21 protein-coding genes are annotated in these 24,266 nt (G+C 62.6%); 15 read left to right on the top strand and 6 right to left on the bottom strand.

The features are described 5' to 3' along the window. Nucleotides 1-12 precede the first annotated feature (12 nt). The gene (locus tag GGQ88_RS10140; protein ID WP_183613045.1) at nt 13-4,362 is read right to left on the bottom strand and encodes an SIR2 family protein; all 4,350 of its coding nucleotides are present in this window, start codon (nt 4,360-4,362) and stop codon (nt 13-15) included. Nucleotides 4,363-4,507: 145 nt separating this feature from the next. Continuing rightward, complete coding sequence (locus tag GGQ88_RS21075; protein WP_221214611.1) at nt 4,508-4,852, bottom strand: hypothetical protein; 345 nt, start codon at nt 4,850-4,852, stop codon at nt 4,508-4,510. Nucleotides 4,853-4,889: 37 nt separating this feature from the next. Here GGQ88_RS21075 and infA point away from each other — a divergent pair, with 37 nt between their 5' ends. Further along, complete coding sequence (gene infA, locus GGQ88_RS10135) at nt 4,890-5,150, top strand: translation initiation factor IF-1 (protein ID WP_183613044.1); 261 nt, start codon at nt 4,890-4,892, stop codon at nt 5,148-5,150. Nucleotides 5,151-5,393: 243 nt separating this feature from the next. Here the strand turns inward: infA and GGQ88_RS10130 are convergent, their stop codons facing one another. Then, the gene (locus GGQ88_RS10130; RefSeq protein WP_183613224.1) at nt 5,394-7,160 is read right to left on the bottom strand and encodes a DEAD/DEAH box helicase; all 1,767 of its coding nucleotides are present in this window, start codon (nt 7,158-7,160) and stop codon (nt 5,394-5,396) included. Between the two features lie 326 nt (nt 7,161-7,486). Here GGQ88_RS10130 and GGQ88_RS10125 point away from each other — a divergent pair, with 326 nt between their 5' ends. Next, nucleotides 7,487-7,975, top strand: a complete 489-nt coding sequence (locus tag GGQ88_RS10125; protein WP_183613043.1) for a flavin reductase family protein — start codon at nt 7,487-7,489, stop codon at nt 7,973-7,975. A 268-nt stretch (nt 7,976-8,243) separates the two neighbouring features. Then, nucleotides 8,244-8,939 carry a Crp/Fnr family transcriptional regulator gene (locus GGQ88_RS10120; RefSeq protein ID WP_183613042.1) on the top strand — a complete coding sequence of 232 codons (696 nt, stop codon included), beginning with the start codon at nt 8,244-8,246 and terminating at the stop codon, nt 8,937-8,939. 139 nt (nt 8,940-9,078) lie between these two features. On the opposite strand, the gene GGQ88_RS10115 is transcribed toward GGQ88_RS10120, so the two are convergent. Beyond that, nucleotides 9,079-9,762 carry an OmpW/AlkL family protein gene (locus tag GGQ88_RS10115; protein WP_183613041.1) on the bottom strand — a complete coding sequence of 228 codons (684 nt, stop codon included), beginning with the start codon at nt 9,760-9,762 and terminating at the stop codon, nt 9,079-9,081. A 237-nt stretch (nt 9,763-9,999) separates the two neighbouring features. Here GGQ88_RS10115 and ccoN point away from each other — a divergent pair, with 237 nt between their 5' ends. From ccoN to GGQ88_RS10055, 12 genes are all read left to right on the top strand, one after another. Beyond that, nucleotides 10,000-11,640 (top strand): cytochrome-c oxidase, cbb3-type subunit I, encoded by a 1,641-nt coding sequence (gene ccoN / locus GGQ88_RS10110; RefSeq protein ID WP_183613040.1) that lies wholly within the window; start codon nt 10,000-10,002, stop codon nt 11,638-11,640. 24 nt (nt 11,641-11,664) lie between these two features. Next, the gene (gene ccoO, locus GGQ88_RS10105; protein ID WP_183613039.1) at nt 11,665-12,414 is read left to right on the top strand and encodes a cytochrome-c oxidase, cbb3-type subunit II; all 750 of its coding nucleotides are present in this window, start codon (nt 11,665-11,667) and stop codon (nt 12,412-12,414) included. Continuing rightward, nucleotides 12,411-12,581: a cbb3-type cytochrome c oxidase subunit 3 gene (locus tag GGQ88_RS10100; protein WP_183613038.1), complete on the top strand. Its 171-nt coding sequence runs from the start codon at nt 12,411-12,413 to the stop codon at nt 12,579-12,581. Before ccoO ends, GGQ88_RS10100 begins: the two co-directional genes overlap by 4 nt. Continuing rightward, entirely contained in the window at nt 12,574-13,485 is a 912-nt protein-coding gene (gene ccoP, locus GGQ88_RS10095) for a cytochrome-c oxidase, cbb3-type subunit III (RefSeq protein WP_183613037.1), read from the top strand. The genes GGQ88_RS10100 and ccoP overlap by 8 nt, the downstream gene beginning before the upstream one ends. A gap of 14 nt (nt 13,486-13,499) precedes the next feature. After that, nucleotides 13,500-14,969, top strand: coding sequence for a cytochrome c oxidase accessory protein CcoG (ccoG, locus tag GGQ88_RS10090; protein ID WP_183613036.1), 1,470 nt, complete (start codon nt 13,500-13,502; stop codon nt 14,967-14,969). Continuing rightward, the gene (locus GGQ88_RS10085) at nt 14,966-15,448 is read left to right on the top strand and encodes a FixH family protein (RefSeq protein ID WP_343057162.1); all 483 of its coding nucleotides are present in this window, start codon (nt 14,966-14,968) and stop codon (nt 15,446-15,448) included. Before ccoG ends, GGQ88_RS10085 begins: the two co-directional genes overlap by 4 nt. Beyond that, a complete protein-coding gene (locus GGQ88_RS10080) occupies nt 15,445-17,568 on the top strand; it encodes a heavy metal translocating P-type ATPase (protein WP_343057161.1) in 2,124 nt (707 codons plus the stop codon). Before GGQ88_RS10085 ends, GGQ88_RS10080 begins: the two co-directional genes overlap by 4 nt. Next, complete coding sequence (gene ccoS, locus GGQ88_RS10075; RefSeq protein ID WP_183613034.1) at nt 17,565-17,714, top strand: cbb3-type cytochrome oxidase assembly protein CcoS; 150 nt, start codon at nt 17,565-17,567, stop codon at nt 17,712-17,714. The genes GGQ88_RS10080 and ccoS overlap by 4 nt, the downstream gene beginning before the upstream one ends. Next, on the top strand, nt 17,711-17,959 hold the full coding sequence (locus GGQ88_RS10070; RefSeq protein ID WP_183613033.1) for a hypothetical protein: 249 nt from the start codon (nt 17,711-17,713) through the stop codon (nt 17,957-17,959). The genes ccoS and GGQ88_RS10070 overlap by 4 nt, the downstream gene beginning before the upstream one ends. Continuing rightward, a complete protein-coding gene (gene hemN / locus GGQ88_RS10065) occupies nt 17,949-19,298 on the top strand; it encodes an oxygen-independent coproporphyrinogen III oxidase (protein WP_183613032.1) in 1,350 nt (449 codons plus the stop codon). The genes GGQ88_RS10070 and hemN overlap by 11 nt, the downstream gene beginning before the upstream one ends. 96 nt (nt 19,299-19,394) lie before the next feature. Then, a complete protein-coding gene (gene eda / locus GGQ88_RS10060; RefSeq protein ID WP_183613031.1) occupies nt 19,395-20,009 on the top strand; it encodes a bifunctional 4-hydroxy-2-oxoglutarate aldolase/2-dehydro-3-deoxy-phosphogluconate aldolase in 615 nt (204 codons plus the stop codon). 22 nt (nt 20,010-20,031) lie between these two features. Next, nucleotides 20,032-22,815, top strand: coding sequence for a phosphoenolpyruvate carboxylase (locus GGQ88_RS10055; RefSeq protein WP_183613030.1), 2,784 nt, complete (start codon nt 20,032-20,034; stop codon nt 22,813-22,815). On the opposite strand, the gene GGQ88_RS10050 is transcribed toward GGQ88_RS10055, so the two are convergent. Both GGQ88_RS10050 and GGQ88_RS10045 read right to left on the bottom strand, forming a co-directional pair. Beyond that, nucleotides 22,812-23,072: a hypothetical protein gene (locus GGQ88_RS10050; RefSeq protein ID WP_183613029.1), complete on the bottom strand. Its 261-nt coding sequence runs from the start codon at nt 23,070-23,072 to the stop codon at nt 22,812-22,814. The genes GGQ88_RS10055 and GGQ88_RS10050 overlap by 4 nt on opposite strands. A gap of 34 nt (nt 23,073-23,106) precedes the next feature. Continuing rightward, nucleotides 23,107-24,216 carry a potassium channel family protein gene (locus tag GGQ88_RS10045; RefSeq protein WP_183613028.1) on the bottom strand — a complete coding sequence of 370 codons (1,110 nt, stop codon included), beginning with the start codon at nt 24,214-24,216 and terminating at the stop codon, nt 23,107-23,109. Nucleotides 24,217-24,266: the final 50 nt, after the last annotated feature.

The raw sequence follows: 24,266 nt of genomic DNA, 5'->3' as shown, positions 1-24,266 counted from the left end.
AGCGCGCCCTCGTCAGTAGTTGCGTCTCCCCGACCGATCAGATTCGGATATTGCTGACGACATTCGCGGTATGCTGAGCAACACCTGCTCGGCCACGTCGATCGCGGTCTGGTAGCGATGGCGCGTAGCCACCTTGATGCATGTTCGAGCAAGATGCTCAGCGGTGAGCGGATGGCCGCGATCGACCATGATGTGCGCAACCAGCGCACGCAGCCTGATCTTGCGCAGTTCCATGCCATAGCGCGTGGCGATCATCAGCGAATCCATCGCGTATCGCAGCGCCCCGTCGAAATCACCGCTATCCTGCCGCACCTTGGCAATCGTCATCGTCGCTTCGCAGCGCACCCGGTGGACATCAGTTTGCAGAGCATAAGCGATCGCCTCGTCGAGCAGTCGATTGGCTTTTTTGCGCTGTGCATCGCTGGCCGTTCCGCCGAAGATGATTTGATCTGCAAGCGCGATCTGCAGACGGTGGACCAGATCCATCTGGCGTGATGATTGGGCCAGGTCGAGTGCCGCCTCGATGTCAGGCCGCCGACCGGTCGCTGAATCGCGACGATCGAGGGCACCGATGCTGAGTCTCGCGAAGTAGGTCTGCGCGCGGACTTCGTTCAACTTGCGAAACGTCTCGATCGCAGCGGCATAGTCATCGCGGGCCCTGTCGAACCGCCCACGAAGATGCATGCACCACCCGCGATACCCGGTCGCGATCGCAGTCGCCAGTCGGTCCTCCCGCAAAGGTTTGGGTTTCTTGCTGACCGCGATCAGTTCCTCGATCCGCCGCTCGGCCACGCCGATTTCGCCCATCTCGATGTTGAGCGTGATCTGGTTGACACGGATTCGCCGCCAGTTATGGCCACGGTCGTTCCGCTCGACCCATTCACGGTTGACACGCATCGCGCGATCGAACGAGACATTCGCCTCATAAAGATCGCCCATGGCAAGGCGCACGACGCCGCGCTCGTTGTGTAGCCACACCAGTTCATCGGGGTAAAACGGTTCGGCTGCGCCGTAGACTTTCTTGAATTCGTGATTTCCCAGCTCATCCCGCATGAACTCGCGCGCAAGCGTCAGCTTGCCATAAGCGTCGATCAGATCATCAAGCCGTTCAGCATGTTCGAGCAGGATACCATCGCGGTCCTCGCGCACCAGCCGGTCGCCACTGTCCAACGTAAGAAGGCCGGTGGTGGAGTAGTAACTGCGGATCAGCGCCAACGAGGCACGCAGGCATTGGACGTACCGGGGGCTACACAATCGATGCATACGTTGCGCCGTCATCTGGTCGGTCCTGTCGTCCCGATCGGCGGTGTCACCACAACGATACGCTGCCTTTAGAAGCAGTTCTGTCTTTATGTTTTCAGCAACTTCTCCATGTCTGTAGGAGCCGATCAGGTCATCAATGATCCTCCCCAAATCGTCATGAATGTCGCTGTCAGGGATCTCGCCGTCGACAGGTTGTGCGACGTACAACGACATGTTGAACGCGGTAGAGAGCTTCGCTTCGTTCAGCGGAATGCCATAACGATAGCGCAGTTCATAAAGCAGTGCGCGATGGAGGACATACCGGTCAACGGGGTCAGGTTTTGCGCCGCAAGTGAAGCCGGTGACTTCAAGGATGAGGTTCGCTGCGCCTAACCATTCGCAGACGACCTTTGATCGCGCACGCGAAAATCCTGCCATTGTGTCGAGCACGTCTGGCTCAACCGGTGTTCCCGCAAACGCCAGCATGCGCAGGACCTTGTGTACATCAACTATGTCGTTCTGTTTGATTGGTGGCAGTAGCTCTATATTTTTTTTTCTAATCTTCTTCTTGTTCTTCTTCTCTCTGATTTCATTCCCATTTTTAATGGCACGGTCGAGTCCTTCGAAAAGCAACCTACTTTCCAGCAACGTATCGAAGAACGACTTGCGCAACGCGATGGAATCGCCGCTGGTCCGGCTAGTCGCATTATCGCGGTAGCTTCTCTGTCGATCAGTGAAACGGAAATTTCTGTCCAGATCTTCTTGCAAGCCCATAGTCGAGGCGACTGCCTGAAGATGATAGTTCGGCGGATCGGCTTTGACATAGCCGTCACCATCAATAAGAGACGCGAATTCGACGGTTCTTGCGCCGATTTCGTTCATGTATCTGCGCACTCGTTCCGTGCCGAAAAGGACCCAGCGAACACGCGGAATTCGTGTGTTGCTCCGCGGATTATTCGAACGCGCGACTAGGTGAAGCAGTTCGTCGAGTTCGGCACTGATCGGCGAGCCATCAAGGCTGAAGAACCGCTCCATGCCGTTCATAATGATCAACGCATCGGATTGAGTGCCAAGATACGGCACATCATCATCAAGCCGCATGTTTTCGAAAAGCGTCTGGCGGCTGTGCTCGGGTGCAATGTTCTTGTCGAGCTGTGACCACGCGTCCGCCCAGTCCTGCCCTTCGTAAACCTTGCACATGAAGCTGGCAAAACCATCGAGCAGGCTGTCGGTGTCGAAGCTGAAGCTGCCATTGATCAACAGGCATTTCCGTTTGTCCGGAAATGAGCGGGTGGCGGGATTATCGATCAGGTGCTGCCGTAAACCGCGTGCCGCTTCACCTTTGCCACAGCCTTGCGGGCCGATTACGCAGGTGATCCGATTTTGGAGGACTTCGTCGACGAGTTTTTGGCGATGTTCAAAACTACTGCCTTTGCTGTTGTTGTGCCAAAGAGAGGTCGGCTTTTTCAGGCGCCACTGGCAATTGATCTTGGGTTGCATCGAGCGCCAATGCGTACCGATGACGTTTTCGCGCACATAGTAGCTGGGCGGGGCTTTCTCTATCCATGTGGAAGCATCCGGTGGCGGACTGCCCGCCCCTTGTGCGGTTACCCACTCAGACAGATTTTTGACAAGAGAAGCCAGGTCCTTCAGGTCATCTCTTACGCCGGCATCATTCAGAGAATTGAAAGCGGCAGCGGAAATCTTTGGGGTTTCCAATGGTCCTGAAGTATCGAACCGAGAAGCCATCATCGCTTCCACTGCTTTTTTGGCAGGTGCCTTTGCATCCCGTCGTGCTGTGTCACACTTTATCGGCGTTAGGTCGGTGTCATATATCGTGAGCACGCCGAGGCGGCTGAGCAAGTCTAGCCGTTTTGCTGCGCGTTCGTTCTTGTTTAGGCCGCTTGCCGTCGCATTCCACAGCAGGAATGTGGGCGCAACGCGGCGATATGGATCATTGCTGATGAACTCTTCCATTTCGCGATTGAGTTCGGCTTCGGTCATGCCAAGCCCCACGAAGACGATCGGGTTGCCACCGATCATCATCCGCCGCGCAAGTTCGAACGGTGCGCGATTGAGATCGTTGCGGCGATAGAGGTTATCGTAGTCGCGCTGGCTGACGATCATCGAGCGCCAGTTGCACGCTCGCCCATGCATATGCATGATGTGCCCATCGACGTCATCGGTGCCGACAGCGAACTCGATCATCCGGTCGATCCGCTCACGATTAAGCATGTCACTTTCGATCGCCCAACCATCTGTCCAGACGCGACGAATGCGCCCGCTACCTAGATCCCAGAAGAAGGACCCGGTGGTCGCTTCGTCTCTCATTTCCCGCAGTTGCTCGAACGCGGATGTAAATTGGCCCTTTTGTGCAGCGGACTTGTCCGCCAACATCAGCACCCGCTCCAGTTCGAAATCGTAGCTGGCTGTTGCGAATCGGTTAATGCCGAGCATGTGCCACAAAGCTTTTGGTACGTTGAACTGCTCGGGGAGGCCTTCATTGCTTGGCTTTTCAACTTGCCATGAAGATTGCGGCTTCCGAAATGCAAGAGACATAGCCAACGCGTGCGCTTCAGCCGGAGTGGCGAACTGATCAAGTGGCCAAGGTTGTGGTTCGAGCTTGGGCCTTATGTCGCGCGCGCGCGTTGATCCACGTTTGAATAGTCTCGGCACATGCCAAGCGCTCATTGGAGCGTGCTTGGAGGTTTTCGGCGCAAGCCCCAGAAAAGTCGAATCGAACGGCCATTTGGCTGTCATCCGCAGCTTGGAAATTGCGGGTTGATCCAGAACCTCCTCGATCAAGCTCATCCCGACCACCGAGCCCAAGTTTGACGTCATCGACTGCAGAAGGAATTGAGCAACCTGTGACCGAGATTTTCCGACGTCAGGCTTTGGCTGTCCATTCGGTGGTACAACGTTGTCCAGCGCCTCCAGCGCCAGGCCCCCGAACAAATACTGCAGTTGGTCCCAGCTGCCGTAGCCGAAAGCTTGTGTGGCCATTGCACCGGTAAAGCCGATCATCCGTCCTGTTCGAAGCGATCGATTGAATTCGAGAAGCGCCCGCTGGGCAAGCTTGTTGTCATCAAGATAATACTTCTTGAGATAGCTTCCCGGCATTGCTGTCCCCCGGTCCGTCAACAAGGTTATGGTGCAGAACTACGTAGCTTTCGCAAGCTCCTTGTTAATGACATCATGATGAAAGTTATGATCTTGGCTATGGAGGGTCGTGGATACGCAGCTTGCGCGTCCTAAATCCTTTCCGTCATGGCATATGCGGGTTATGAATGTTCGGCGGTATCACCACGCGAGTCCGCGTCTCGTGGAACACCTTGGTCAGTTCGTTCAACACCGTTTCATTGATCGATCTCGGGAAGTTCTCAGTTGGGGCGAACAGTGCCTCTCGGACTTGGCCGACGCGTAACGGAAGCGTGTCCATTATTCGGCACTTTCCCTTGACTTTTGCGCTCTGCGTCGCCATCTGCGCACTGCTATCGTCGCCTGCGACGGAATTTGTGGCCGTCGGCTGTTGCTTCCTTTCACGCGCTACCAGCCCCGACTCGCAGATTGCGGCGGGTTTCTTCTGTTTTCGCGAAAGGAAAACATTCATGCCTTTTGGCACAACTACTTACCGGGTGGCCTGACAGATGGCCAAAGAGGATCTGCTGACCCTCGATGGAGAGATCGACGAGATTCTCCCTGATGGCCGTTTCGGCGTTATGCTGGAAAATGGCCATCGCATCATCGCCTACACCGCCGGCAAGATGCGCAAGTTCCGCATCCGCTCGATCGTGGGCGACCGTGTGAAGGTTGAAATGACCCCATACGATCTGACCAAGGGCCGTATCGTCTTCCGCGAAAAGATTGCGGGCGGTGGTGGTCCAGGCGGCGTCAGAAGGCGTCGCTGATACTTACACAATACAGGAATTGAATTGAATAATCAGTATTTTAACTCGATAAACGCGCATAAGTCGCCGCATTTTGCGGCCCCGGCTCAAAGACAGCCGCAGCGCACTTCACCCGTACTATCGCAGCGCGAATTACGGGAAATCGTTCTCCAGATGGTCGGCTGAAGGCCCCATCGGAAGCAAGACAGCGGCGGCAAGTCCTATCGGACCTGCCGCCATTTTCTTGTCAGCGGCGCTTGGGAATCACGAGCGCTTGGGCGGGGGACCCTTGCGGTGAGGCTTGCCTTCGGGGCGTGGACCGCGCGGGAACTGCGGGCGTGGGCCACCGGGATGGGCGCGGGGACCACCGGGAGCAGTGCGCGGGCCGTCGCTGCGACGATTGTCACGCGCAACTTCGCGCGGACCATCGGGGGCAGGTTCGATGTGAATGCCGTTCTCGTCCTCGCCCTTGGGATCGGCGGTGCGGCGCACGGCGTCGGCAAAGCGGTCGGCAATGGCGCGCGGCACCTGGAACCAGGTGTCGTTGGCTGAAATGCGGATCGCTCCGATTTCCTGACGCGAAACGTGACCGCGGCGGCACAGCGTCGGCAGAATCCAGCGCGGGTCGGCATTCTGGCTGCGGCCCACATCCATGCGGAACCACACGATATCGTCGAAGCCTTCGCGGTGCGCGGGCTGCGGACGGTCCTGGCTGTTGCCTGACGCGATCATTTCTTCCGGCTGGGGCAGGGCGGCGCGATGCGCGCGCACAAGCGCTGCGGCCAGTTCCTCGGGCGTGCGCTGTTCAAGCAACGAGCGCGCGATTTCGAGGTCCGACTCGTCCGGCTCGACCGGCGCGAGGATCGCTTCCATCAGGCGTTCGCGGTCCTGCGCGCGGATCGCCTCGAGTGTCGGCACATCAGCCCACTCGGCGTTGATGCGCGCGCCGCGCAGCATCATCTCGACTCGGCGACGGCGCGGGAACGGCACGATCAGGACAGCGGTGCCCTTTTTGCCCGCACGTCCGGTACGGCCCGAACGGTGCTGCAGGGTTTCGGCATCGCGCGGGATTTCCACGTGGACGACGAGGCTGAGCGAGGGCAGATCGATGCCGCGCGCAGCAACGTCTGTAGCGACGCAGACGCGGGCGCGACGGTCGCGCAAGGCCTGCAGGGCGTTGTTACGCTCGGACTGGCTGTGCTCGCCCGACAGCGCGACGGCGGTGAACCCGCGCTCGACCAGCGTGGCGTGGAGGCGGCGGACGTTGTCGCGCGTGGCGCAGAACAGCATCGCGGTTTCGGCTTCGTGGAAGCGCAGCAGGTTGACCACGGCGGCTTCGATGTCGGCTGGCGCTACTGCGACGGCGCGATAGGCGATGTCGCCATGGCCGCGATCCTCACCGACGGTCGAGATACGCAGCGAATTGCGTTGGTAGCGCTTGGCCAGTGCCTCGATCGGCTTGGGCATCGTCGCCGAAAACAGCAGGGTGCGGCGCGTTTCGGGCGTTGCGTCGAGCAGTTCCTCGAGGTCCTCACGGAAGCCCATGTCGAGCATCTCGTCGGCCTCGTCGAGCACGACCGTACGCAGGGCGGACAGATCGAGCGCGCCGCGTTCAAGGTGATCGCGCAGGCGACCCGGAGTGCCGACAACGATGTGCGCGCCATGTTGGAGGGCGCGGCGTTCGCGAGAGGCATCCATGCCGCCCACGCATGTGGCGATCCGCGCTTGAGTCGGCACAAACAGCCAGGTCAGTTCGCGGCTCACCTGCAGCGCCAATTCGCGTGTCGGCGCGATCACCAGCGCCAGTGGCGAGGTGGTGTAGGGCATCTTGTCTTGATCGGCGGGCAGCAATTCGTTGGCGATGGCGAGGCCGAATGCCACGGTTTTGCCCGATCCGGTCTGCGCCGAGACGATCATGTCGCGCCCGTTCGCTTCGGGCTGGCTTACCGAGGCCTGCACCGGGGTAAGCGCGGTATAGCCATGGTCTTCGAGCGCCTTGGCGAGAGGCTTGGGGAGGTTTTCAAAAATCATTGTCATCACTAATCCGGCCGCTTTTGCGGCGCTTGCTGGTATGGTCAGTCTGCCGGCTGTTCGCGCGCGGATTCACCGCACGCATCGCTCTGGCCCCGAAATGTCCCACAAGACTCTGGCGATGCAGTTTGCGCGGCCCTTACATCGTCGGACGGCGCTTGGCTTGTGTTTTCTTCAACAGCCTGAGCGTAGCACGATGCTTGCGTGGATTATACGGACGCGTGACACGCAGTTCCGCGCGCTTCGCGACGGCCTGGAAGCGCGTGGGATCGCCTATTTCAAGCAGCCCCGTTGACGTTTCGCGCCTTTCCCGACAGGCATGCGCGATGATCGAATCCTCTCTTTTCCGTAGCGTGCTTGGCGCGTGGCCGACCGGCGTCTGTGTCATCACTTCGCGCGATGCCGACGGACGCCGTCACGGCATGGTCGTCGGCTCGTTTTCGTCGATTTCGCTCGACCCGCCCCTGGTCGGATTTTTCCCGGACAAACGCTCGAGCACATGGCCCAAGATCGCACCCACCGGGCGGTTCTGCGTCAACGTATTGGGCGCCGACCAGCTTGAATTGTGCAAGCGGTTTGCTGGGCGAGCTGAGGACAAGTTCGCCGAACTGGCGCACGGACACACGCCATCTGGCCAACCATTGCTCGAAGACGCCATCGCGTGGATCGACTGCCGAATCGAGCGCGTGGAAGACATCGGCGACCACCTGCTGGTCGTCGGCGAGGTCGAGTCGCTTGATCGCCGTGAAGACGGCACACCGCTACTGTTCTTCCGCGGTCAGTATCACGACGTGGCGGGGTTGCCGGGCGTCTGAGCGGCTGTGAGAAAACTAAAATTTGTTGGTATTTTGACATCCGTCAACGCCGACTTTCCTGAAGACTCGTAGGTCTGATTTCGACGAAGCGGGGCACCTTTCACCCACAGGCGGTCGCGCCGCTTCGGCGATTCTCCCCAACTCGGGCGGCCCGGTAATCCGGCCGCCCGATTTTTTTGTGCCTTGTCAGTCGGCGTCTGTCGGCGCTGAAAATGAGCGGGGGTTTGCGCGATTGCCGGAAATCGTTCGCAATGCTAACGCCGTTGACATGTCCTCCTGCGATACATGCGTTGTCCGGAACCGGGCGATCTGCTCCGGCCTTAACGACGGGGAGATTGGTGCGCTCAACACCCTGGGCCGTCGCCGTAACGTGGTCGCGGGCGAACCGCTGATTTGGGAGGACGACGACTCCCTGCTCGTCGCCAACGTCATCGAGGGTGTGCTCAAGCTGACCACCAGCACCGAAGACGGCCGCGAACAGATCGTTGGCGTCGCCTATCCTTCAGACTTCATCGGCCGTCCGTTCGGCCAGACCAGCAGCGCCAGCGTCGTCGCCCTGACCGACGCGCGCGTCTGCGTGTTTTCGCGCAACGATTTTGACCGGTTTGCGCGTGAGCATCCCGGCCTCGAACACAAGTTGCTGGAACGCACCCTGGCGGAATTGGATCGTACGCGGTCGTGGATGATGCTGCTCGGGCGCAAGAATGCGTCGGAAAAGATCGCGACGTTCCTGCTGGAGATGTCCGAGCGGCTGGCCGAAAGCGGTTGCGCTCCGGTGCTTGGCCCGGCCAAGCGCTTTACCTTGCCGTTTTCGCGGCAACAGGTCGCCGATGTGCTCGGGCTGACGATCGAGACTGTCAGTCGGCAGTTCACCAAGCTGAAGAACGATGGCGTGGTCGAACTTCCTACGCGGCGCGATGTTGAGATCGTCGATCGCCCCGCGCTGGTCGCGATGGCAGGTTGATCCTGCAGTTACTTCAGGTCTTCCCCACAGATTGACGGGCAGGCCGGCGACGAGGTGATCCCAGTAACCTCGCTTCCAGCCTGCCCGCCGTCCCCGAACCCTGCGCAATTGTGGGGGGCGCAGGGCGAAGGGAATCAAGTCAGAACCTGTAGGCAAGGCCTGCGCTGACGACCCATGGGTCGAGCGAGTGCTTGGTAGTCAGCACTTCGGCATTGCCCGCGTAGAAGTGGGCGGTCGTATCCATGAAATACTTCTTGGCATCGAGGCTGATACCGAGCCCTTTGTCACCGACAGGGATGTCCACACCGGCCTGAAGCGCAAAGCCCACGTCGTTCGCGAACTTCACCTTGGTGACGCCGAGCGGGGTAATGCTCGACCCCGGCTTTTCGCCGAAATACAGGAACATTGACGGTCCTGCGCCAATGTAAGGCTTGATCCCGCCTTCAAGCGGCAGGTGATACTTGAGCGTCAGCGTCGCTGGCAGGACCAGCACGTGATCGACGATGTGCGTGGCAGGCGCAAGCGCGCCCGTGCCGCTGACATGGTGCTGGGTGAAGCAGCAGATCGTCTCGGCCGAAATGTTCGGCGTGACGAAATATTCGATGGCCAGCGTCGGCACGTAGTTGTCGTTGGCGGTCGTGTTGGCGCCGACGGTCAGGCCGAGCGGGTCCTTGCTGACTTTCACGATCTTGCCGTCGGGCAGAACGCCGGTGCCGAGAACCTTGACCTGCAGGTGGCCTTCGGTCGAGCCTGCCAGAGCCGGTGCGGGTGCGAGCGTCAGGGCTGCAAGCAGGGCGGGGAGGGCGGTCATCAACTTTTTCATTGCATTGGTCCTGCGCCACGAATGGCCTGCCCCTCGCAGACCGGATCATTGTCCGTGGCATGTCCATGCTGATGGACCGGAGCGAATCGCGGGACATTGACGGAGCGCAAAATTTGCCCGGGAGCGCATCTACGACCAAAGTATGAGGCTGATTTTCCGTGATTTGATGTCGGTCAATGTTCCGGCCGCGGTTGCGGTCCAGCGCAAGCCCAACATCACTCATGGAAGGAAGGCTCCATGGAATCTGCTCTCTCGCGCTCGGGCCTATGGCTTGTCGGGCTGCTCATCGCCATCCTCGCCTGCGCTGCTGCGGTCGACTCCGGTTTCGCCATTCACATGGGGATCGTCGGGCTCGCCTGCGTCATCGGGCTGATCGTGACATTGCGCGGGGTAGACCTGTCCAAGGCGATCCTCGCGCCCGATCAGGGGCGTTACGATGACGACCCGATCCGCTGGGGCGTGATCGCCACGGTGTTCTGGGGCATGGCCGGATTTACCGTCGGCCTGCTGATCGCAATGCAGCTTGCACTGCCGATGCTGAATCTGGGCCTCGAATGGACCTCGTTCGGCCGCCTGCGACCGCTCCACACGTCCGCGGTCATCTTCGCTTTTGGAGGCAACGCGCTGATCGCCACGTCGTTCTATGTCGTGCAGCGTACTTGCCGGGCGAGGCTGGCCTTCCCCGGCCTCGCCCGTTTCGTGTTCTGGGGCTACCAGCTGTTCATCGTGCTGGCGGCGACCGGCTACTTGCTGGGCATCACCCAGGGCAAAGAATATGCCGAGCCGGAATGGTATGTCGATCTGTGGCTGACGATCGTATGGGTCGCCTATCTCGCGGTCTTCGTCGGCACGATCGTGAAACGGACCGAGCCGCACATCTACGTGGCGAACTGGTTCTACCTGTCGTTCATCATCACCGTGGCGATGCTTCACATCGTGAACAACCTGAACTGGCCGGTCAGCTTCGTCGGCAGCCGCAGCTACCCTGTGTTTGCGGGTGTGCAGGGCGCGCTGGTGCAGTGGTGGTACGGCCATAACGCGGTCGGCTTCTTCCTGACCGCCGGCTTCCTGGCGATGATGTACTACTTCGTGCCCAAGCAGGCCGAACGTCCGATCTTCTCGTATCGCCTGTCGATCATCCACTTCTGGGCGCTGATCTTCCTCTATATCTGGGCGGGCCCGCACCACCTCCACTACACCGCGCTACCCGACTGGGCGCAGACGCTGGGTATGGTCTTCTCGGTCATGCTGTGGATGCCAAGCTGGGGCGGCATGATCAACGGGCTGATGACGCTCAACGGCGCATGGGACAAGGTTCGCACCGATCCGATTATCCGCATGATGGTCATGGCGCTCGCGTTCTACGGGATGAGCACCTTCGAAGGCCCGATGATGTCGATCAAGTCGGTCAACAGCCTGTCGCACTATACCGACTGGACTATCGGGCACGTCCATTCCGGCGCGCTCGGCTGGAACGGCATGATCACCTTTGCCAGTGTCTACTACCTCGTGCCGCGCCTGTGGGCCCGCCCACGTCTTTATTCGCTGCGCATGGTCAACTGGCACTTCTGGCTCGCGACCGTGGGCATCGTCTTCTACGCCTCGTCGATGTGGGTGGCGGGCATCACCCAGGGCCTGATGTGGCGCGAATATGGCGCTGACGGATACCTTGTGAACAGCTTCGTCGAGACCGTCGCCGCGCTCAAGCCGATGTTCTTCCTGCGTGCCTTTGGTGGCCTGCTCTACCTGACAGGTGCGGTCGTGATGACCGTCAACGTGTGGCGCACCATCCTTGGTCACCAGCGCACCGAAGCGCCGATGCGCGACGCCACCTTCGATCCCGCCAAGGATCGCCCGATCGTCGCGGCTGCGGCCTGACCCAGAGCTTTCGGAGAACACCCCATGACCACCATCGTGGAACGTCACAAGACGCTCGAACGCAACGTCACATACCTCGGTCTCGCCGCCTTTGCGGCCGTGATCGTGGGCGGCATCGTCGAAATCGCGCCGCTGTTCTGGATCGACAATACGATCGAGAAGGTGGACGGCATGCGTCCGTACACCCCGCTCGAACAGGCTGGGCGCGACATCTATATCCGTGAGGGCTGTTACAACTGCCACAGCCAGATGATCCGTCCGTTCCGCGACGAGGTCGAACGCTACGGGCACTACAGTCTCGCTGCGGAATCGATGTACGACCATCCGTTCCAGTGGGGATCGAAGCGCACGGGGCCGGACCTCGCCCGCGTCGGCAACCGCTATTCCGACGAATGGCACGTCCAGCACCTGAAAGACCCGCGCGCGGTCGTGCCGGAATCGATCATGCCGACATATGCGCATCTGGCCGAGCATGATCTCAACCAGGGCGACATGGTGGCCGAGCTGCGCACGCTCTACCAGATCGGCGTGCCCTATTCGCAGGCAGACATTGCCAAGGCCAATGACGATCTGAAGACGCAGGCCGATCCGGCAGCAGACGCCACCGACCTGATCAAGCGCTATCCCAAGGCGCAAGCGCGCGACTTTGACGGCGATCCCGCCCGCCTGACCGAGATGGATGCGCTGGTTGCCTACCTGCAGATGCTCGGCACGCTGGTCGATGTGAACGCCCCTGCCGCACAGGAAACCCTCGCCAAGGAGAAGGGCCGATGAGCGCGCATTCGACGTACGACATGCTGCGGCATCTGGCCGACAGCTGGGGGCTGGTGGTGATGACCGGGATATTCCTCGGCCTCGCGCTCTGGCCGTTCCGCCCCGGCGCCAAGGATCTCAACCAGGAAGTCGCAAACTCGATCTTCAAGGACGAAAGCGATGTCTAAGCCAAGATTGGATGACGCAACCGGCGTCGAAACCGTCGGCCACGAATGGGACGGCATCGAGGAGTTGAACAACCCGTTGCCGCGCTGGTGGCTGTGGTCGTTCTACGCCTGCATCGTGTTCGCGATCGGCTACTGCGTGGCCTACCCTGCCATACCGCTGCTGAACACGAGCACCAAAGGTATGCTCGGCTGGAGCAGCCGCGGCGACCTTGCCAAGGAAATGACGGCGGAAGGACTGCGCACAGCGAGCCTGAGGGCCGAACTCGATAAGGCGTCGATCGAGCAGATCGCTGCCGACCCTCGCCTGCGCCGTGCCGCGATCGATGGCGGACACGCAGCATTCAAGGTCAACTGCGTGCAGTGCCATGGCAATGGTGCAGCGGGCAGCGCGGGCTACCCGAACCTCAATGACGACGACTGGCTGTGGGGTGGCGACGTCGCCACGATCCACCAGACGCTAGTCGATGGCGTGCGCCAGCCCGGCGACGATGCCACGCGGATGAGCCAGATGCCGGCTTTCGGGCGCGACGGCATCCTGACGGCGGCACAAGTGCAGGATGTGGTCAGCCATGTTCGAGTCATCGCGGGCGAGGAGAAGCCCAGCGCTTCGGCGCAGCGCGGCGCGGCGATCTTCGAGGCCAACTGCGCGGTCTGCCACGGTGCGGGCGGCGAAGGCAGCCGTGCGGTCGGCGCACCCAAGCTCGCCGATGCGATCTGGCTCTATGGCGGTGATCGCAAGACGCTGACCCAGACGATCACCAACGCGCGCTATGGCGTGATGCCGGCCTGGGGCAGCCGCCTCGACCCAGTCACGGTCAAGATGCTGGCGACGTACGTCCACTCGCTGGGCGGTGGCGAAGAAGCTCCCGCTCCCGTCCCCGATATCGCTGCGGCAGCCAAGTAGCAGGACACCGACCCATGCACGCGCACGATCCCAAACTGAGCGCGGACCACTCGAACGAGATCGGCCTCTACGCCAAGCGCAAGTCGGTCTTCCCCAAGGCCATCGATGGACCGTTCCGCCGGTTCAAGTGGCTGGTCATGGCCGTATGCCTGGCCGTTTACTGGGGCACGCCCTGGATCCGTTGGGATCGCGGGCCTTACGCGCCTGATCAGGCAGTGCTGATCGACATGGGCAACCGCCGGTTCTTCATGTTCGACATCGAGATCTGGCCGCACGAATTCTACTTCGTGGCTGGCCTGCTGATCATGGCGGGCGTAGGCCTGTTCCTGCTGACCAGTGCGGTCGGGCGCGCGTGGTGCGGTTACGCCTGTCCGCAAACGGTATGGACTGATCTGTTCCAGCACGTCGACCGGTTTGTCGATGGCGATCGCAACGCCCAGATGCGCCTTCAGAAAGCGCCGTGGGGGCCTGCCAAAATCGCGCGGCGGGCGCTGAAGTGGAGCATCTACCTCCTCATCAGCTTCGGCACTGGCGGCGCATGGATCTTCTACTTCGCCGATGCTCCCACGCTCCAGCACGAATTCTGGACGGGCACCGCCGCGCCGGTCGCTTATGCGACGACGTTCGTGCTGACCATGACGACGTTCGTGCTCGGTGGCTTCATGCGCGAACAGGTGTGCATCTATATGTGCCCCTGGCCGCGCATCCAGACGGCGATGCTCGACGAGAAAAGCCTGATCGTCACTTACAAGGACTGGCGCGGCGAACCGCGCGGTTCGGTCAAGGCCGCGCTCAAGGCCGCAACTCCGCTCGGCGACTGCATCGACTGCATGCAATGCGTCGCGGTGTGCCCGACCGGTATCGACATCCGCGAGGGGCCGCAGATCGGCTGCATCACCTGCGCGCTGTGCATTGATGCCTGCGACAAGGCGATGGCCGATGTCGGGCGACCACGCGGGTTGATCGATTACTGCACGCTTGAGAATGCAGAGCGTGAGAAGCGGGGGCAGCCCGTGACCCCCGTGCTCAGGTCGATTTTTCACCCACGCACTCTGGTCTATCTCGGCGTGTGGTCCGCGATCGGCCTGGCACTGCTGTTCGCGCTGGGTCAGCGCGCCCGGCTGGATCTGTCGGTCGCCAAGGATCGCAACCCCGAATACGTGACGCTGTCGGACGGCGCGGTGCGCAATGCCTACACACTCAAGCTGCGCAACATGGAGGAGCGTCCGCGCACGTACCGCATTGCGCTGCAAGGGCTTGAGGCCGGCGCGATCTTCACCGACGAGATGGACGCAGCCACCGCAGCGCGTGTGCTGACTGTGGACGTCGCCCCCGACACGACGCGCCAGCTGCGTGTTTACGCGCTTGCCCCGCGCGGCAGCAAGCCTGCCGATTTCGCGTTCGTCCTTGCCGCCACCGACAAGGAAGGCGGCAGCGATCTCGCCGCAACCACGTTCACCACCGCACAAGGAAACGGCCAGTGACCCAGCTCAGCCCCGTTCCAACACGCCCGATCCGCCCGCTGACAGGCAAGCACATGGCGCTGATCTTCGTGGCGTTTTTCGCCGTGGTGATTGCCGTCAACGTGACGATGGCGCGCCTTGCCATTGCGACGTTCGGCGGCGTCGTGGTCGAGAATTCCTACGTTGCCAGCCAGCAATTCAACGGCTGGTTGAAGGAAGCCAGCGCCGAAAAATCGCTGGGCTGGAAGGGTATCGTGACCCGTGACTACGCAGGCCGAGCAACACTCGCCCTCTCTGATCATGCCGGCGAGCCGATCGCTTCTGCTCGTGTCACGGCAGTGGCTGAACATCCGCTCGGTCAGCGGCCTCCGGTCGCACTGGTGCTGCACGAGACCGCGCCGGGCCATTACGCCGCTCCTCTAATGGCGGGGCGGTGGCGCCTGAAGGTGCAGGTCCAAGCCAATGGCAAGACATGGCGCATGATCGGGGACGTACAGTGAACGCCCCCGCCAGGCAGTTGCCCGATGATGCCGCGCCGGTCCACACGATCCTCGCCGTGCCCACGATGCATTGCGCAGGTTGCATGGGCAAGGTCGAGCGTGCGTTCGCTGCGGTCGCGGGCGTTCAGTCGGCCCGTACCAACCTGACCGCGCGTACGGTCGAGGTGGTTCACGCATCCGATGTCACACTGCCTACGCTCGTCGCCGCGCTCGCAGCTACCGGCTTCGAAGGACAGGTGCGAGAGCCTGAAGCTGAGACGATCTCGGCAGTAAAGCCGCTGCTCGCCCCGCTCGGCGTTGCCGCGTTTGCCTGCATGAACGTCATGCTGATGTCGGTCAGCGTATGGTCGGGCGCGGATGGCACCACGCGGTCGCTGTTCCATTGGGTCTCGGCGATGATCGGCATTCCGGCGATCGTCTATTCGGGCCGCCCGTTCTTCTCCTCGGCACTCAAGGTCCTGCGTCACGGCAAGACCAACATGGACGTGCCGATCTCGATCGGCGTGACTATCGCCACCGGCCTGTCGTTTTACGAGACGCTGACCGGAGGGGCTGAAGCGTGGTTCGACGGCGTGCTGATGCTGCTGATGTTCCTCTTGGCGGGCCGCGTGCTCGACGCAATGATGCGCGACCGGGCGCGTTCGGGCGTCGATGCGCTGCTGCGGCAGGCGGCGAGCGGCGCGATGGTCATCGCAGAGGACGGCGCGGCGCGCTGGGTCGACGCCAAGGCTCTACAGCCGGGGATGCTGATGCGGGTCGCTGCGGGTGAACGCCTTGCCGCCGATGGAGAGGTGCTACACGGAAGCAGCCGGTTCGACCAGTCGCTGCTCACCGGCGAAAGCGCTCCGGTTGCCGCTGTGCCCGGGACCGTGGTCCACGCTGGAACGCTCAACCTCGAAGCGCCGGTCGATGTCCGCGTCACCGCCACCGGGCAGGACACAACGCTGTCCGAAATCGCACGGCTGATGGACGTCGCGGGGCAATCGCGCGGCAGGTTCGTGCGCATCGCCGACCGTGCCTCGCGGCTCTATGCGCCTGCCGTGCATACGCTGGCGGCGCTGACTTTCGCAGGATGGATGCTGGCAGGCGCTGGGGTCTACCAGTCGCTGGTCATCGCCATTGCGGTGCTGATCATCACCTGCCCCTGCGCGCTCGGCCTAGCCGTGCCGGTGGCGCAAGTGGTGGCGTCGGGCGCGCTGATGAAGCGCGGTATCCTCGTCAAGGACGGCTCTGCATTGGAACGGATGTCCGAAGTCGATCGGCTGCTGCTCGACAAGACCGGGACGCTCACATTGGGGCGGCCCGTGCCCGATGAAGCTGCGCTTGCGGGGATGTCGCATGCCGAAGCATCGGTGGCGCTGGCGCTTGCCAGCCACAGCCGCCACCCCCTGTCACTGGGGCTTGTGCAGGCGTTGGCTGCTCGCGGGGTGACAGCCGCAGACCTTGAGGACGTGCAGGAGGTGGCGGGGCAGGGCGTGACTGCCCGCTGGAACGGTATCGCCGTGGCACTCGGGCGCCCATCCGCGTCGCAGGGCATGGCCGCAGCATTGCGCATCGAAGGCGGACCGGTCCGCGTGATCGCCTTTGCCGACCGTTTGCGCCTAGACGTCGCTGCCGCCCTGGCACAACTGGCGGCGCTGAAGGTGGAAACCTCGATCCTATCGGGCGATTCGGTTGCTGCGGTTGCCCCCGTTGCGCGCGTCACCGGGCTGACCGCACAAGCCGCCGCATCGCCTGCAGACAAGCAGGCGGCCATCGAGCGCCTGCAGGGAGCCGGACGCAACGTGCTCATGGCCGGCGACGGACTGAACGACGGTCCGGCACTCGCCACGGCCAATGCCTCGATCGCGCCCGGCACTGCCAGCGACGTCGGGCGGCAGGCTGCGGACATCGTGTTCACCGGCGAATCCTTGCTCGCGATCCCCCGCGCGGTACGCGTCGCCCGCGCCACGATGCGCGTGGTGCGGCAGAACTTCGCGCTTGCCATCGGTTATAACGCGCTTGCCGTGCCGCTGGCCATCGCCGGGTTCGTGTCGCCTTTGGTCGCGGCCGTCGCCATGTCGACAAGTTCATTGATCGTCGTCGCCAATTCGCTGCGCCTTGCGAGGGAAGCACGATGAACGGCATCGCCTTCATGCTGCCGATTGCATTGGGCATGGGCCTGTTCGGGCTGGCGGCGTTCTTCTGGGCGCTGAGGCGCGGTCAGTTCAGCGATCTCGACGGTGCGGCGGCGCGCATCCTTATTGACGAGGACGATGAGCCGTGAGCCGCGCGCTCAAATTTCTCGCGCCGCTTGCGGTGATCCAGCTGGCGATGCCCGCCCCCGCACAATCTGCGCTGATCATGGTCCCGTCATGCGGCGGAACCGGCGGGATGGTGCCCCTTCGCCTGCCCACCAAGGACGATGGCGGCAAAAATCAGCCCTGCTGCAAAGTTTGCCATATCTCAATGCGCAAGCGGTCCGCCGCCGATAGCTGTTGCGGGGAAGAGGAAGACCCCGATGCAGCCTGACGTCCTTGCCCGGCCCGAAATCCAAGCGGGCTGGCAATATTACCCCGAACTGCTTGAACGCCCGGTGCCTCGCTACACCAGCTATCCGACTGCCGCCGAGTTCGTCGAGGAAAGCTTCGAGGACCGCCAGCGCGACGCTCTGCAAGCGCTACGCGGGCCGGTTTCGCTCTACCTCCACATTCCATACTGCGAACAGATCTGCTGGTACTGTGGCTGCAACACCGGCGCGGCCAACAAGGTCCAGCGGCTGGCGTCCTATCTCGAAGCGTTGCATCACGAGATCGAGGTGGTTGCGCGCAACCTCGATCCCTCGGTGCGCATCACGCGCATCGCGTTCGGTGGCGGCAGTCCCAACGCGATCAAGCCGACCGATTTCGTGCGGCTGGTCGACCGGCTGACCGTCAACTTCCGTCTTGCCGCGCCCGTGGTCTCGATCGAACTCGACCCGCGCGGGCTTGAACCGGACTGGCTGCTCGCCATTCGCGGTATCGGCGTGATCAAGGCGAGCCTCGGCGTCCAGACGCTCGACCCGCGCGTGCAATCGGCCATCGGCCGCGTACAGCCGCGGGACCAGATCGAGCGCGCGGTCGAGGGGTTGCGCAAGGCCGGGGTCGGTTCGATCAACTTCGACCTGATGTACGGCTTGCCGTTTCAGGACGAAGCCGTGCTCGCAGAAACGCTCGACGGCGCAATCGCTATGGGTGCGGACCGCATCGCGTTGTTCGGCTATGCCCATGTCCCACACATGATCCCGCGCCAGCAGCGCATCGACGCCAGCGAACTGCCCGACCAGCGCGCGCGGTTTGCGATGGCGGCGCAAGGGTACGCACGGTTGGTCGGGGCAGGCTACGATGCGGTCGGCTTCGATCACTTCGCGCTTCCCGGCGACGATCTTGCGCTCGCCAACTGCAACGGCACGCTGCGCCGCAATTTTCAAGGGTTCACCGAGGATCAGTCACCGGCACTGATCGGGCTTGGCGCATCGTCGATCAGCGCTTTTCCGGCGCTGTTCGTGCAGAACGAAAAGAACGCCGGGCGCTATCGCATGCTGTTGGGGGCGGATAAGTTGACCGGGCGCAAGGGCGTCGCGCGCACCGCCGACGACCTGCGGCGCGGCGCGATCATCGACGGCCTGCTTTGCCGCAACCGCGCAACCGTCGATGCCGATCTGCTTGCCGCCAATGGCGACCGTCTCGAACCGTTCCTCTGCCGCGGCCTTGCCAAACTCGACGGCCAAACTCTGGTCCTGCTTGCGGGGAGCGAACCCTACGCCCGCTCGATCGCGGCCGTCTTCGATGCGTACCGGGCAGGCCCCAAGCAGTTCAGCTCGGCAATCTGACGCAAGAATAGCTATGCGCCTTGCGTTAGCAGGTGCACAATACGGCTGAGTCGCGTTAAGCCCTCGCATCCATTCAGGTTGCGCAACGGAGACGCCATGAAGCCGATCGAATCCATCATGCGCACCGCGCCGGTCATACCCGTGCTGGTGATCGAGGATGTGGACCACGCGCTGCCAATCGCGCGTGCGCTGGTCAAAGGTGGATTGCGCGTCCTCGAAGTAACCCTGCGCACGCCTGCCGCGCTCGACGTGATCCACGCAATGAAGGCGATCGAAGGCGCGATCGTCGGTGCAGGCACCGTGACCAACCCCGAAGAGTTCAAGGCAGCAGTCGATGCCGGCGCCGAATTCGTCGTCTCGCCCGGCCTGACCGAGAACCTTGGTAAGACCGCAGTAGCCTCCGGCATCCCATTCCTTCCTGGAATCGCGTCTGCCGCAGACATCATGCGCGGGATGGACCTCGGCCTCACGCACTTCAAGTTCTTCCCGGCCTCGACATCGGGCGGGCTTCCCGCGCTCAAGGCGCTCGCCGCCCCGTTCTACCAATGCCGCTTCTGCCCGACCGGCGGGATCACGCCAGCCACTGCGCCGGAATGGCTCAGCTTCGATCCGGTGCTTTGCGTCGGCGGAAGCTGGGTCGTCGGCAAGGGCATTCCGGATGAAGCCGCAATCGAAGCGGCCGCACGCGAAGCGGTAGCGCTGGGGCGTTGAAAAGACAGGGGAATACGTGCGGATGAAGACGGTCGCCAAGCTCAGGACCAGGTTGCAATCACTCCATGAGCGCACGGCGGAAACGCCCCTTTTCAACCCTGTATTCCAGTTGAGCCACGACCTGTCGCGCCAGCTCGAAGGCGGGACGCTCGACCTCAATGACATCGACGGGCTGGTCGCAGAACTCGAATGCGAAGCGTTGCAAAGCCGCGCTGCGCGCCTGCGCCGCCTGATCGCGCCGACCGACACGGTCGAAAACCTGTCGCGCATCGCCGCGATCAACCCCGAAGAGGCTGGTTTTTCGGAATTCCGCGCGCGCTGGGAAAAGCCCCTGCTCCATTCCGTGTTCACCGCGCATCCGACGTTCCTGCTCAGCCCCGCGCAGTCCGACGCTGTCGCAACCGCGGCCTTGCAGGAAGATCCCAAGGCATCGACCGTGTGCACCGTGCCCTCGGCCGGCCCCAAGATCACCCTGGAATTCGAACACACAGAGGTGACCGGCGCGATCGAACGCGCCGCCGCAGCGCGCGACAAGATCAATGCGACGCTGCTTGCCCACGCGCGCCAGCGCTGGCCGGGCCGTTGGCTCGATTTCCGGCCGCTGCCGTTCCGCTTCGCCACGTGGGTCGGCTACGACATGGACGGCCGCACCGATATCGGCTGGACCACCTCAATCGCCTTCCGCCTGCGCGAAAAGGCGAAGCGTCTGGCGAGCTACGCGGCCGCCTTGCGGGCGATCGACGACACCCATGAGCTGCTCGCCACGCTCGACGCGGCCCAGACCCACTCCGCCGAGATGGCCGAGCTGTTCTCGTCCGATCTCGAAGCCGCCGACGCGCTCAGCGCCGCCGCCAACCGCCTTTCAGCCGACGATCCCGCCAAGCTGCTCAGCCTGACGCCACTGATCGAGGCATTGCAGGCCGAGGCGAAAACTGCGGGCGAAGACAAAGCGATCCCGCTGGCAACGCTCGCCGCTGCGATGCGCGCAGATGGGCTGGGGCTTGGCTGGATCCACTTCCGCGTGAACGCCTCGCAGCTTCACAACGCGCTGCGCCGACGGATCGACCCGGATGGTACGCTCGACCTCGGCAGCAAGAGCGCGCTGTCGAAGCTGCGCGAAATTCTGGCCGAGGTGAAGCCCCTACGCGTGAACTTCGGCGCCTTGGCAATCGAGACCAGCACGGCGATGCGCCAGTTCCTGGTCATGGCCAAGATCCTTCAGCATATCGACGCCGATGCGCCGATCCGCATGCTGATCGCCGAATGCGAACAGCCGCAGACCGTGCTCGCCGCGCTCTATTTTGCGCGCCTGTTCGGCATCGAAGGCAAGGTTGACGTATCGCCGCTGTTCGAGACCGAGACTGCGCTGGAACACGGCGGCCGCTTTCTCGAGGCGCTGTTGGCCGAGGATGCGTATCGCGCCTATGCGCGAGTCCGGGGTCGTGTGTCGATCCAGACCGGATTTTCCGACGCGGGCCGCTTCATGGGCCAATTGCCCGCCGCGCTCGCCATCGAGCGCCTGCAGGGCCGCCTTGCCGAGGCGATGAAGGCCAATAGATTGACCGATGTCGCCGCGCTGATCTTCGATACGCACGGTGAATCGATGGGCCGTGGCGCGCATCCTTCGGGCTTTGCCGACCGCCTGACCTGGCCACTGTCACGCTGGGCGCGCGGACGTTTCGCCAAGGCCGGCATCGTGCTCGAACCCGAAGTCAGCTTCCAGGGCGGCGATGGCTACTTGTTCTTCCGCAACGATGAACTCGCACTGGCAACGCTCACGCGCATCGCCGAAGCCGAAGCGGAGATACCTGCGAACGGTGAGAACGACCCGTTCTATGACCGCACCGACCTCAGCCTCGACTTCTATCGCTCGATCCGGCGGGTTCAGCGCGAACATCTTGAGAGCGCTACTTATTCGCGCGCGCTGACCGCGTTCGGGCTGGGTTTGCTCAAGGCCACCGGCAGCCGCGTCTCGCGCCGCCAGTCCGATGTCGGCGCGGACCGCACGATGAGCCTGCGCCAGATCCGCGCGATCCCGCACAACGCGATCCTCCAGCAGATCGGCTACCCGGTCAACGTGATCGCGGGCGCGGGCACGGCGGCGGGCGAGGAGATGGAGTCGGTCGCCGAACTGCTCGGCAACTCCCAGCGCGGCAACCAGCTTGTCCGCCTGTTGCGCGCCGCCAACGGCATCGCCTCGATCAAGACCGTGGCCGCGCATGGCGAGCTGTTCAATTCGGCCTATTGGGCCAGCCGACCCTATCGCGGCACCGAAACCGCGCTCGAAGGATCGTGTCTTGCGCTGGCGGAATACCTGACCAAGGACGACCGCGCGGGCGTGTTCCGCCGCCTGACCTCGCGCTTGCGGGTCGATTGGATGAAGCTGCATCGTCTGCTCTCGCTGGTGCCCGGGCACAAGCAGGGCCGCGACGCCGCGCAGGATGCCGACCGCCGCAATATCGGACTGCTGCAATCGGTGCGCCTTGCGCTGCTGATGCACATGTTCATCCGCGCGGTGCAGGTCCCGCCCTTCGCCCGCTCAAACGACGTCAGCCGCGAGGACGTGCTGGAGATGGTGCTGTCACTGCGGGTGGACGATGCGTTGGCTCAACTCCGCCGCGCATATCCGGTAATCGAACCCGAGATCACCGACTTCGCGGTGGACGAGGCGACCGACTACCCGGACCATCGCGGCGAAAGTTATGGCGCCGTCCGCGCGCGTTTCATCGATCCGATCGAACGGGCGCATGCGCTGAACATTCGGATTGCGGTGGCGATCGCCAACTACTTCGGCGCGCATGGCTAGGCAGGTTCTTCGGACAGCTCGGCGATTTCGAAAATGAAACTCGTCCAACCTCTGCTGCGCGCGGCCTCATCTGCTGGTGCGCGCTTGCGCCTGGCTTCGGCAAGTGAGCGCGTGTGTCCCCAGAATACCTCGGTCTTGCCGTTTTCGAGCGTAGCGACGATCCGCCAGTAGTGGGTGAAGGTGTCAGCGGTCGGGCCAATCCGCTTGACGTAGCCGTCGGGCATCGTTGCGGTAAGGTAGCGACGCTTTTTGCTCATCGCTCCATGCTATCGGTGGGCCTTGCGACACCCGTCAAGATACAAACGTGCGACCGTGCCTGACCGGTGCTTTGGCCGCGCTGAACACCGCGCCTGCTGACAGGCGGCTGCCGCGCACGACCAGCATGATCCGGTCGCCCGCCTCGATCGTTACGTCTTCGCCGGGATGTTCGATCGACTGGCCGCTGCTGCGATCGACCTGCACGACGAAGAATGCACCGTTGCCGCGGCGTTCGGCCTCGCCGACGGTCTCTCCGGTCAGCGCGCCGCCGGGCAGGGCTTCGACCACTTCGAGGTCCAGCCCCAAATCGTGGAGGTTGCGGCGGACCGATGCCATCTCGCCGTCTTCGCCCAGCAAGCTTCCGGTGACGGGGTACAAGATCATCTCGACGATCCGTTCGGCCCCGATGTGCGTCGGCATGACCACCTTGTCAGCGCCTGCGTGGAACAGCTTGTTCTCGGTCGTCGGCGCCTCGCCACGTGCGATGATCTCGATCTTCGGGTTGAGGTTGCGGGCGGAGAGCGTGATGAACACGTTCGCCGCGTCGTCGGGCAGGACGCTGGCTAGCACCGTGGCGCGAGCGATGCCTGCAACCTTCAAGGTTTCCTCGTGCGTCGCTTCGCCGACCATGCACAGGAACCCTTGCGCCTTGGCATCCTCAGCCTTGGCGACGTCGCGTTCGAGGATCATGAACGGGCGTTTGGCTTCGGTCAGCGCCTTGGCCAGTTGGACGCCGATGCGGCCGTAGCCGCAGATTATCACGTGACCTTCAAGCTTGTCGATTTCAGTCATCATACGGTCCAGCCCCAACAGGCGACGAAATTGAAAGAGAGTGAAGACCTGCACGAGCGCACCGGTCATCACGATCATACCGGTGCATCCCAGAATGATCGTGCCACTGGTCCACAGCCGCAGGAACGTGGTATCGACCGGCCGGATCTCGCCGTAACCGACCGAGAAGATCGTCAGCAGCACCATGTAGCTGGCATCGCCCATCGGCCAGCCTGCAAACAGAAAACCGCAGGTGGAGACGATGAACACCGCCAATTCGTAGATCAGCGTGCCGGTCAGCATGCGCAACGGCGAGCCGAGCACGGAATTCGCACCCTGCGTCAGCGCCGAGAGTTCGCCGTCCGATTTCATCGCCACCCCTTCACCCTGTCGTAACGGCGCGGAGGGCGGCTTGTCCAGTT

The organism is Novosphingobium hassiacum (assembly GCF_014196055.1).
Lineage (GTDB): Bacteria > Pseudomonadota > Alphaproteobacteria > Sphingomonadales > Sphingomonadaceae > Novosphingobium > Novosphingobium hassiacum.
Note: the sequence above shows the minus strand (reverse complement) of the source record. Positions and strands in the feature narration are given on the sequence as shown.

What these genes read in the sequence shown, in the direction of transcription:
- GGQ88_RS10100 (WP_183613038.1), top strand. Translation starts at nt 12,411, where the DNA reads ATGAGCGCGCATTCGACGTACGACATGCTGCGGCATCTGGCCGACAGC.
- hemN (WP_183613032.1), top strand. Translation starts at nt 17,949, where the DNA reads ATGCAGCCTGACGTCCTTGCCCGGCCCGAAATCCAAGCGGGCTGGCAA.
- ccoG (WP_183613036.1), top strand. Translation starts at nt 13,500, where the DNA reads ATGCACGCGCACGATCCCAAACTGAGCGCGGACCACTCGAACGAGATC.
- GGQ88_RS10120 (WP_183613042.1), top strand. Translation starts at nt 8,244, where the DNA reads ATGTCCTCCTGCGATACATGCGTTGTCCGGAACCGGGCGATCTGCTCC.
- GGQ88_RS21075 (WP_221214611.1), bottom strand. Translation starts at nt 4,852, where the DNA reads ATGAATGTTTTCCTTTCGCGAAAACAGAAGAAACCCGCCGCAATCTGC.
- ccoP (WP_183613037.1), top strand. Translation starts at nt 12,574, where the DNA reads ATGTCTAAGCCAAGATTGGATGACGCAACCGGCGTCGAAACCGTCGGC.
- ccoO (WP_183613039.1), top strand. Translation starts at nt 11,665, where the DNA reads ATGACCACCATCGTGGAACGTCACAAGACGCTCGAACGCAACGTCACA.
- eda (WP_183613031.1), top strand. Translation starts at nt 19,395, where the DNA reads ATGAAGCCGATCGAATCCATCATGCGCACCGCGCCGGTCATACCCGTG.
- GGQ88_RS10115 (WP_183613041.1), bottom strand. Translation starts at nt 9,762, where the DNA reads ATGAAAAAGTTGATGACCGCCCTCCCCGCCCTGCTTGCAGCCCTGACG.
- GGQ88_RS10055 (WP_183613030.1), top strand. Translation starts at nt 20,032, where the DNA reads ATGAAGACGGTCGCCAAGCTCAGGACCAGGTTGCAATCACTCCATGAG.
- ccoN (WP_183613040.1), top strand. Translation starts at nt 10,000, where the DNA reads ATGGAATCTGCTCTCTCGCGCTCGGGCCTATGGCTTGTCGGGCTGCTC.
- GGQ88_RS10125 (WP_183613043.1), top strand. Translation starts at nt 7,487, where the DNA reads ATGATCGAATCCTCTCTTTTCCGTAGCGTGCTTGGCGCGTGGCCGACC.
- GGQ88_RS10050 (WP_183613029.1), bottom strand. Translation starts at nt 23,072, where the DNA reads ATGAGCAAAAAGCGTCGCTACCTTACCGCAACGATGCCCGACGGCTAC.
- GGQ88_RS10045 (WP_183613028.1), bottom strand. Translation starts at nt 24,216, where the DNA reads ATGAAATCGGACGGCGAACTCTCGGCGCTGACGCAGGGTGCGAATTCC.
- infA (WP_183613044.1), top strand. Translation starts at nt 4,890, where the DNA reads ATGGCCAAAGAGGATCTGCTGACCCTCGATGGAGAGATCGACGAGATT.
- ccoS (WP_183613034.1), top strand. Translation starts at nt 17,565, where the DNA reads ATGAACGGCATCGCCTTCATGCTGCCGATTGCATTGGGCATGGGCCTG.
- GGQ88_RS10140 (WP_183613045.1), bottom strand. Translation starts at nt 4,362, where the DNA reads ATGCCGGGAAGCTATCTCAAGAAGTATTATCTTGATGACAACAAGCTT.
- GGQ88_RS10130 (WP_183613224.1), bottom strand. Translation starts at nt 7,160, where the DNA reads ATGATTTTTGAAAACCTCCCCAAGCCTCTCGCCAAGGCGCTCGAAGAC.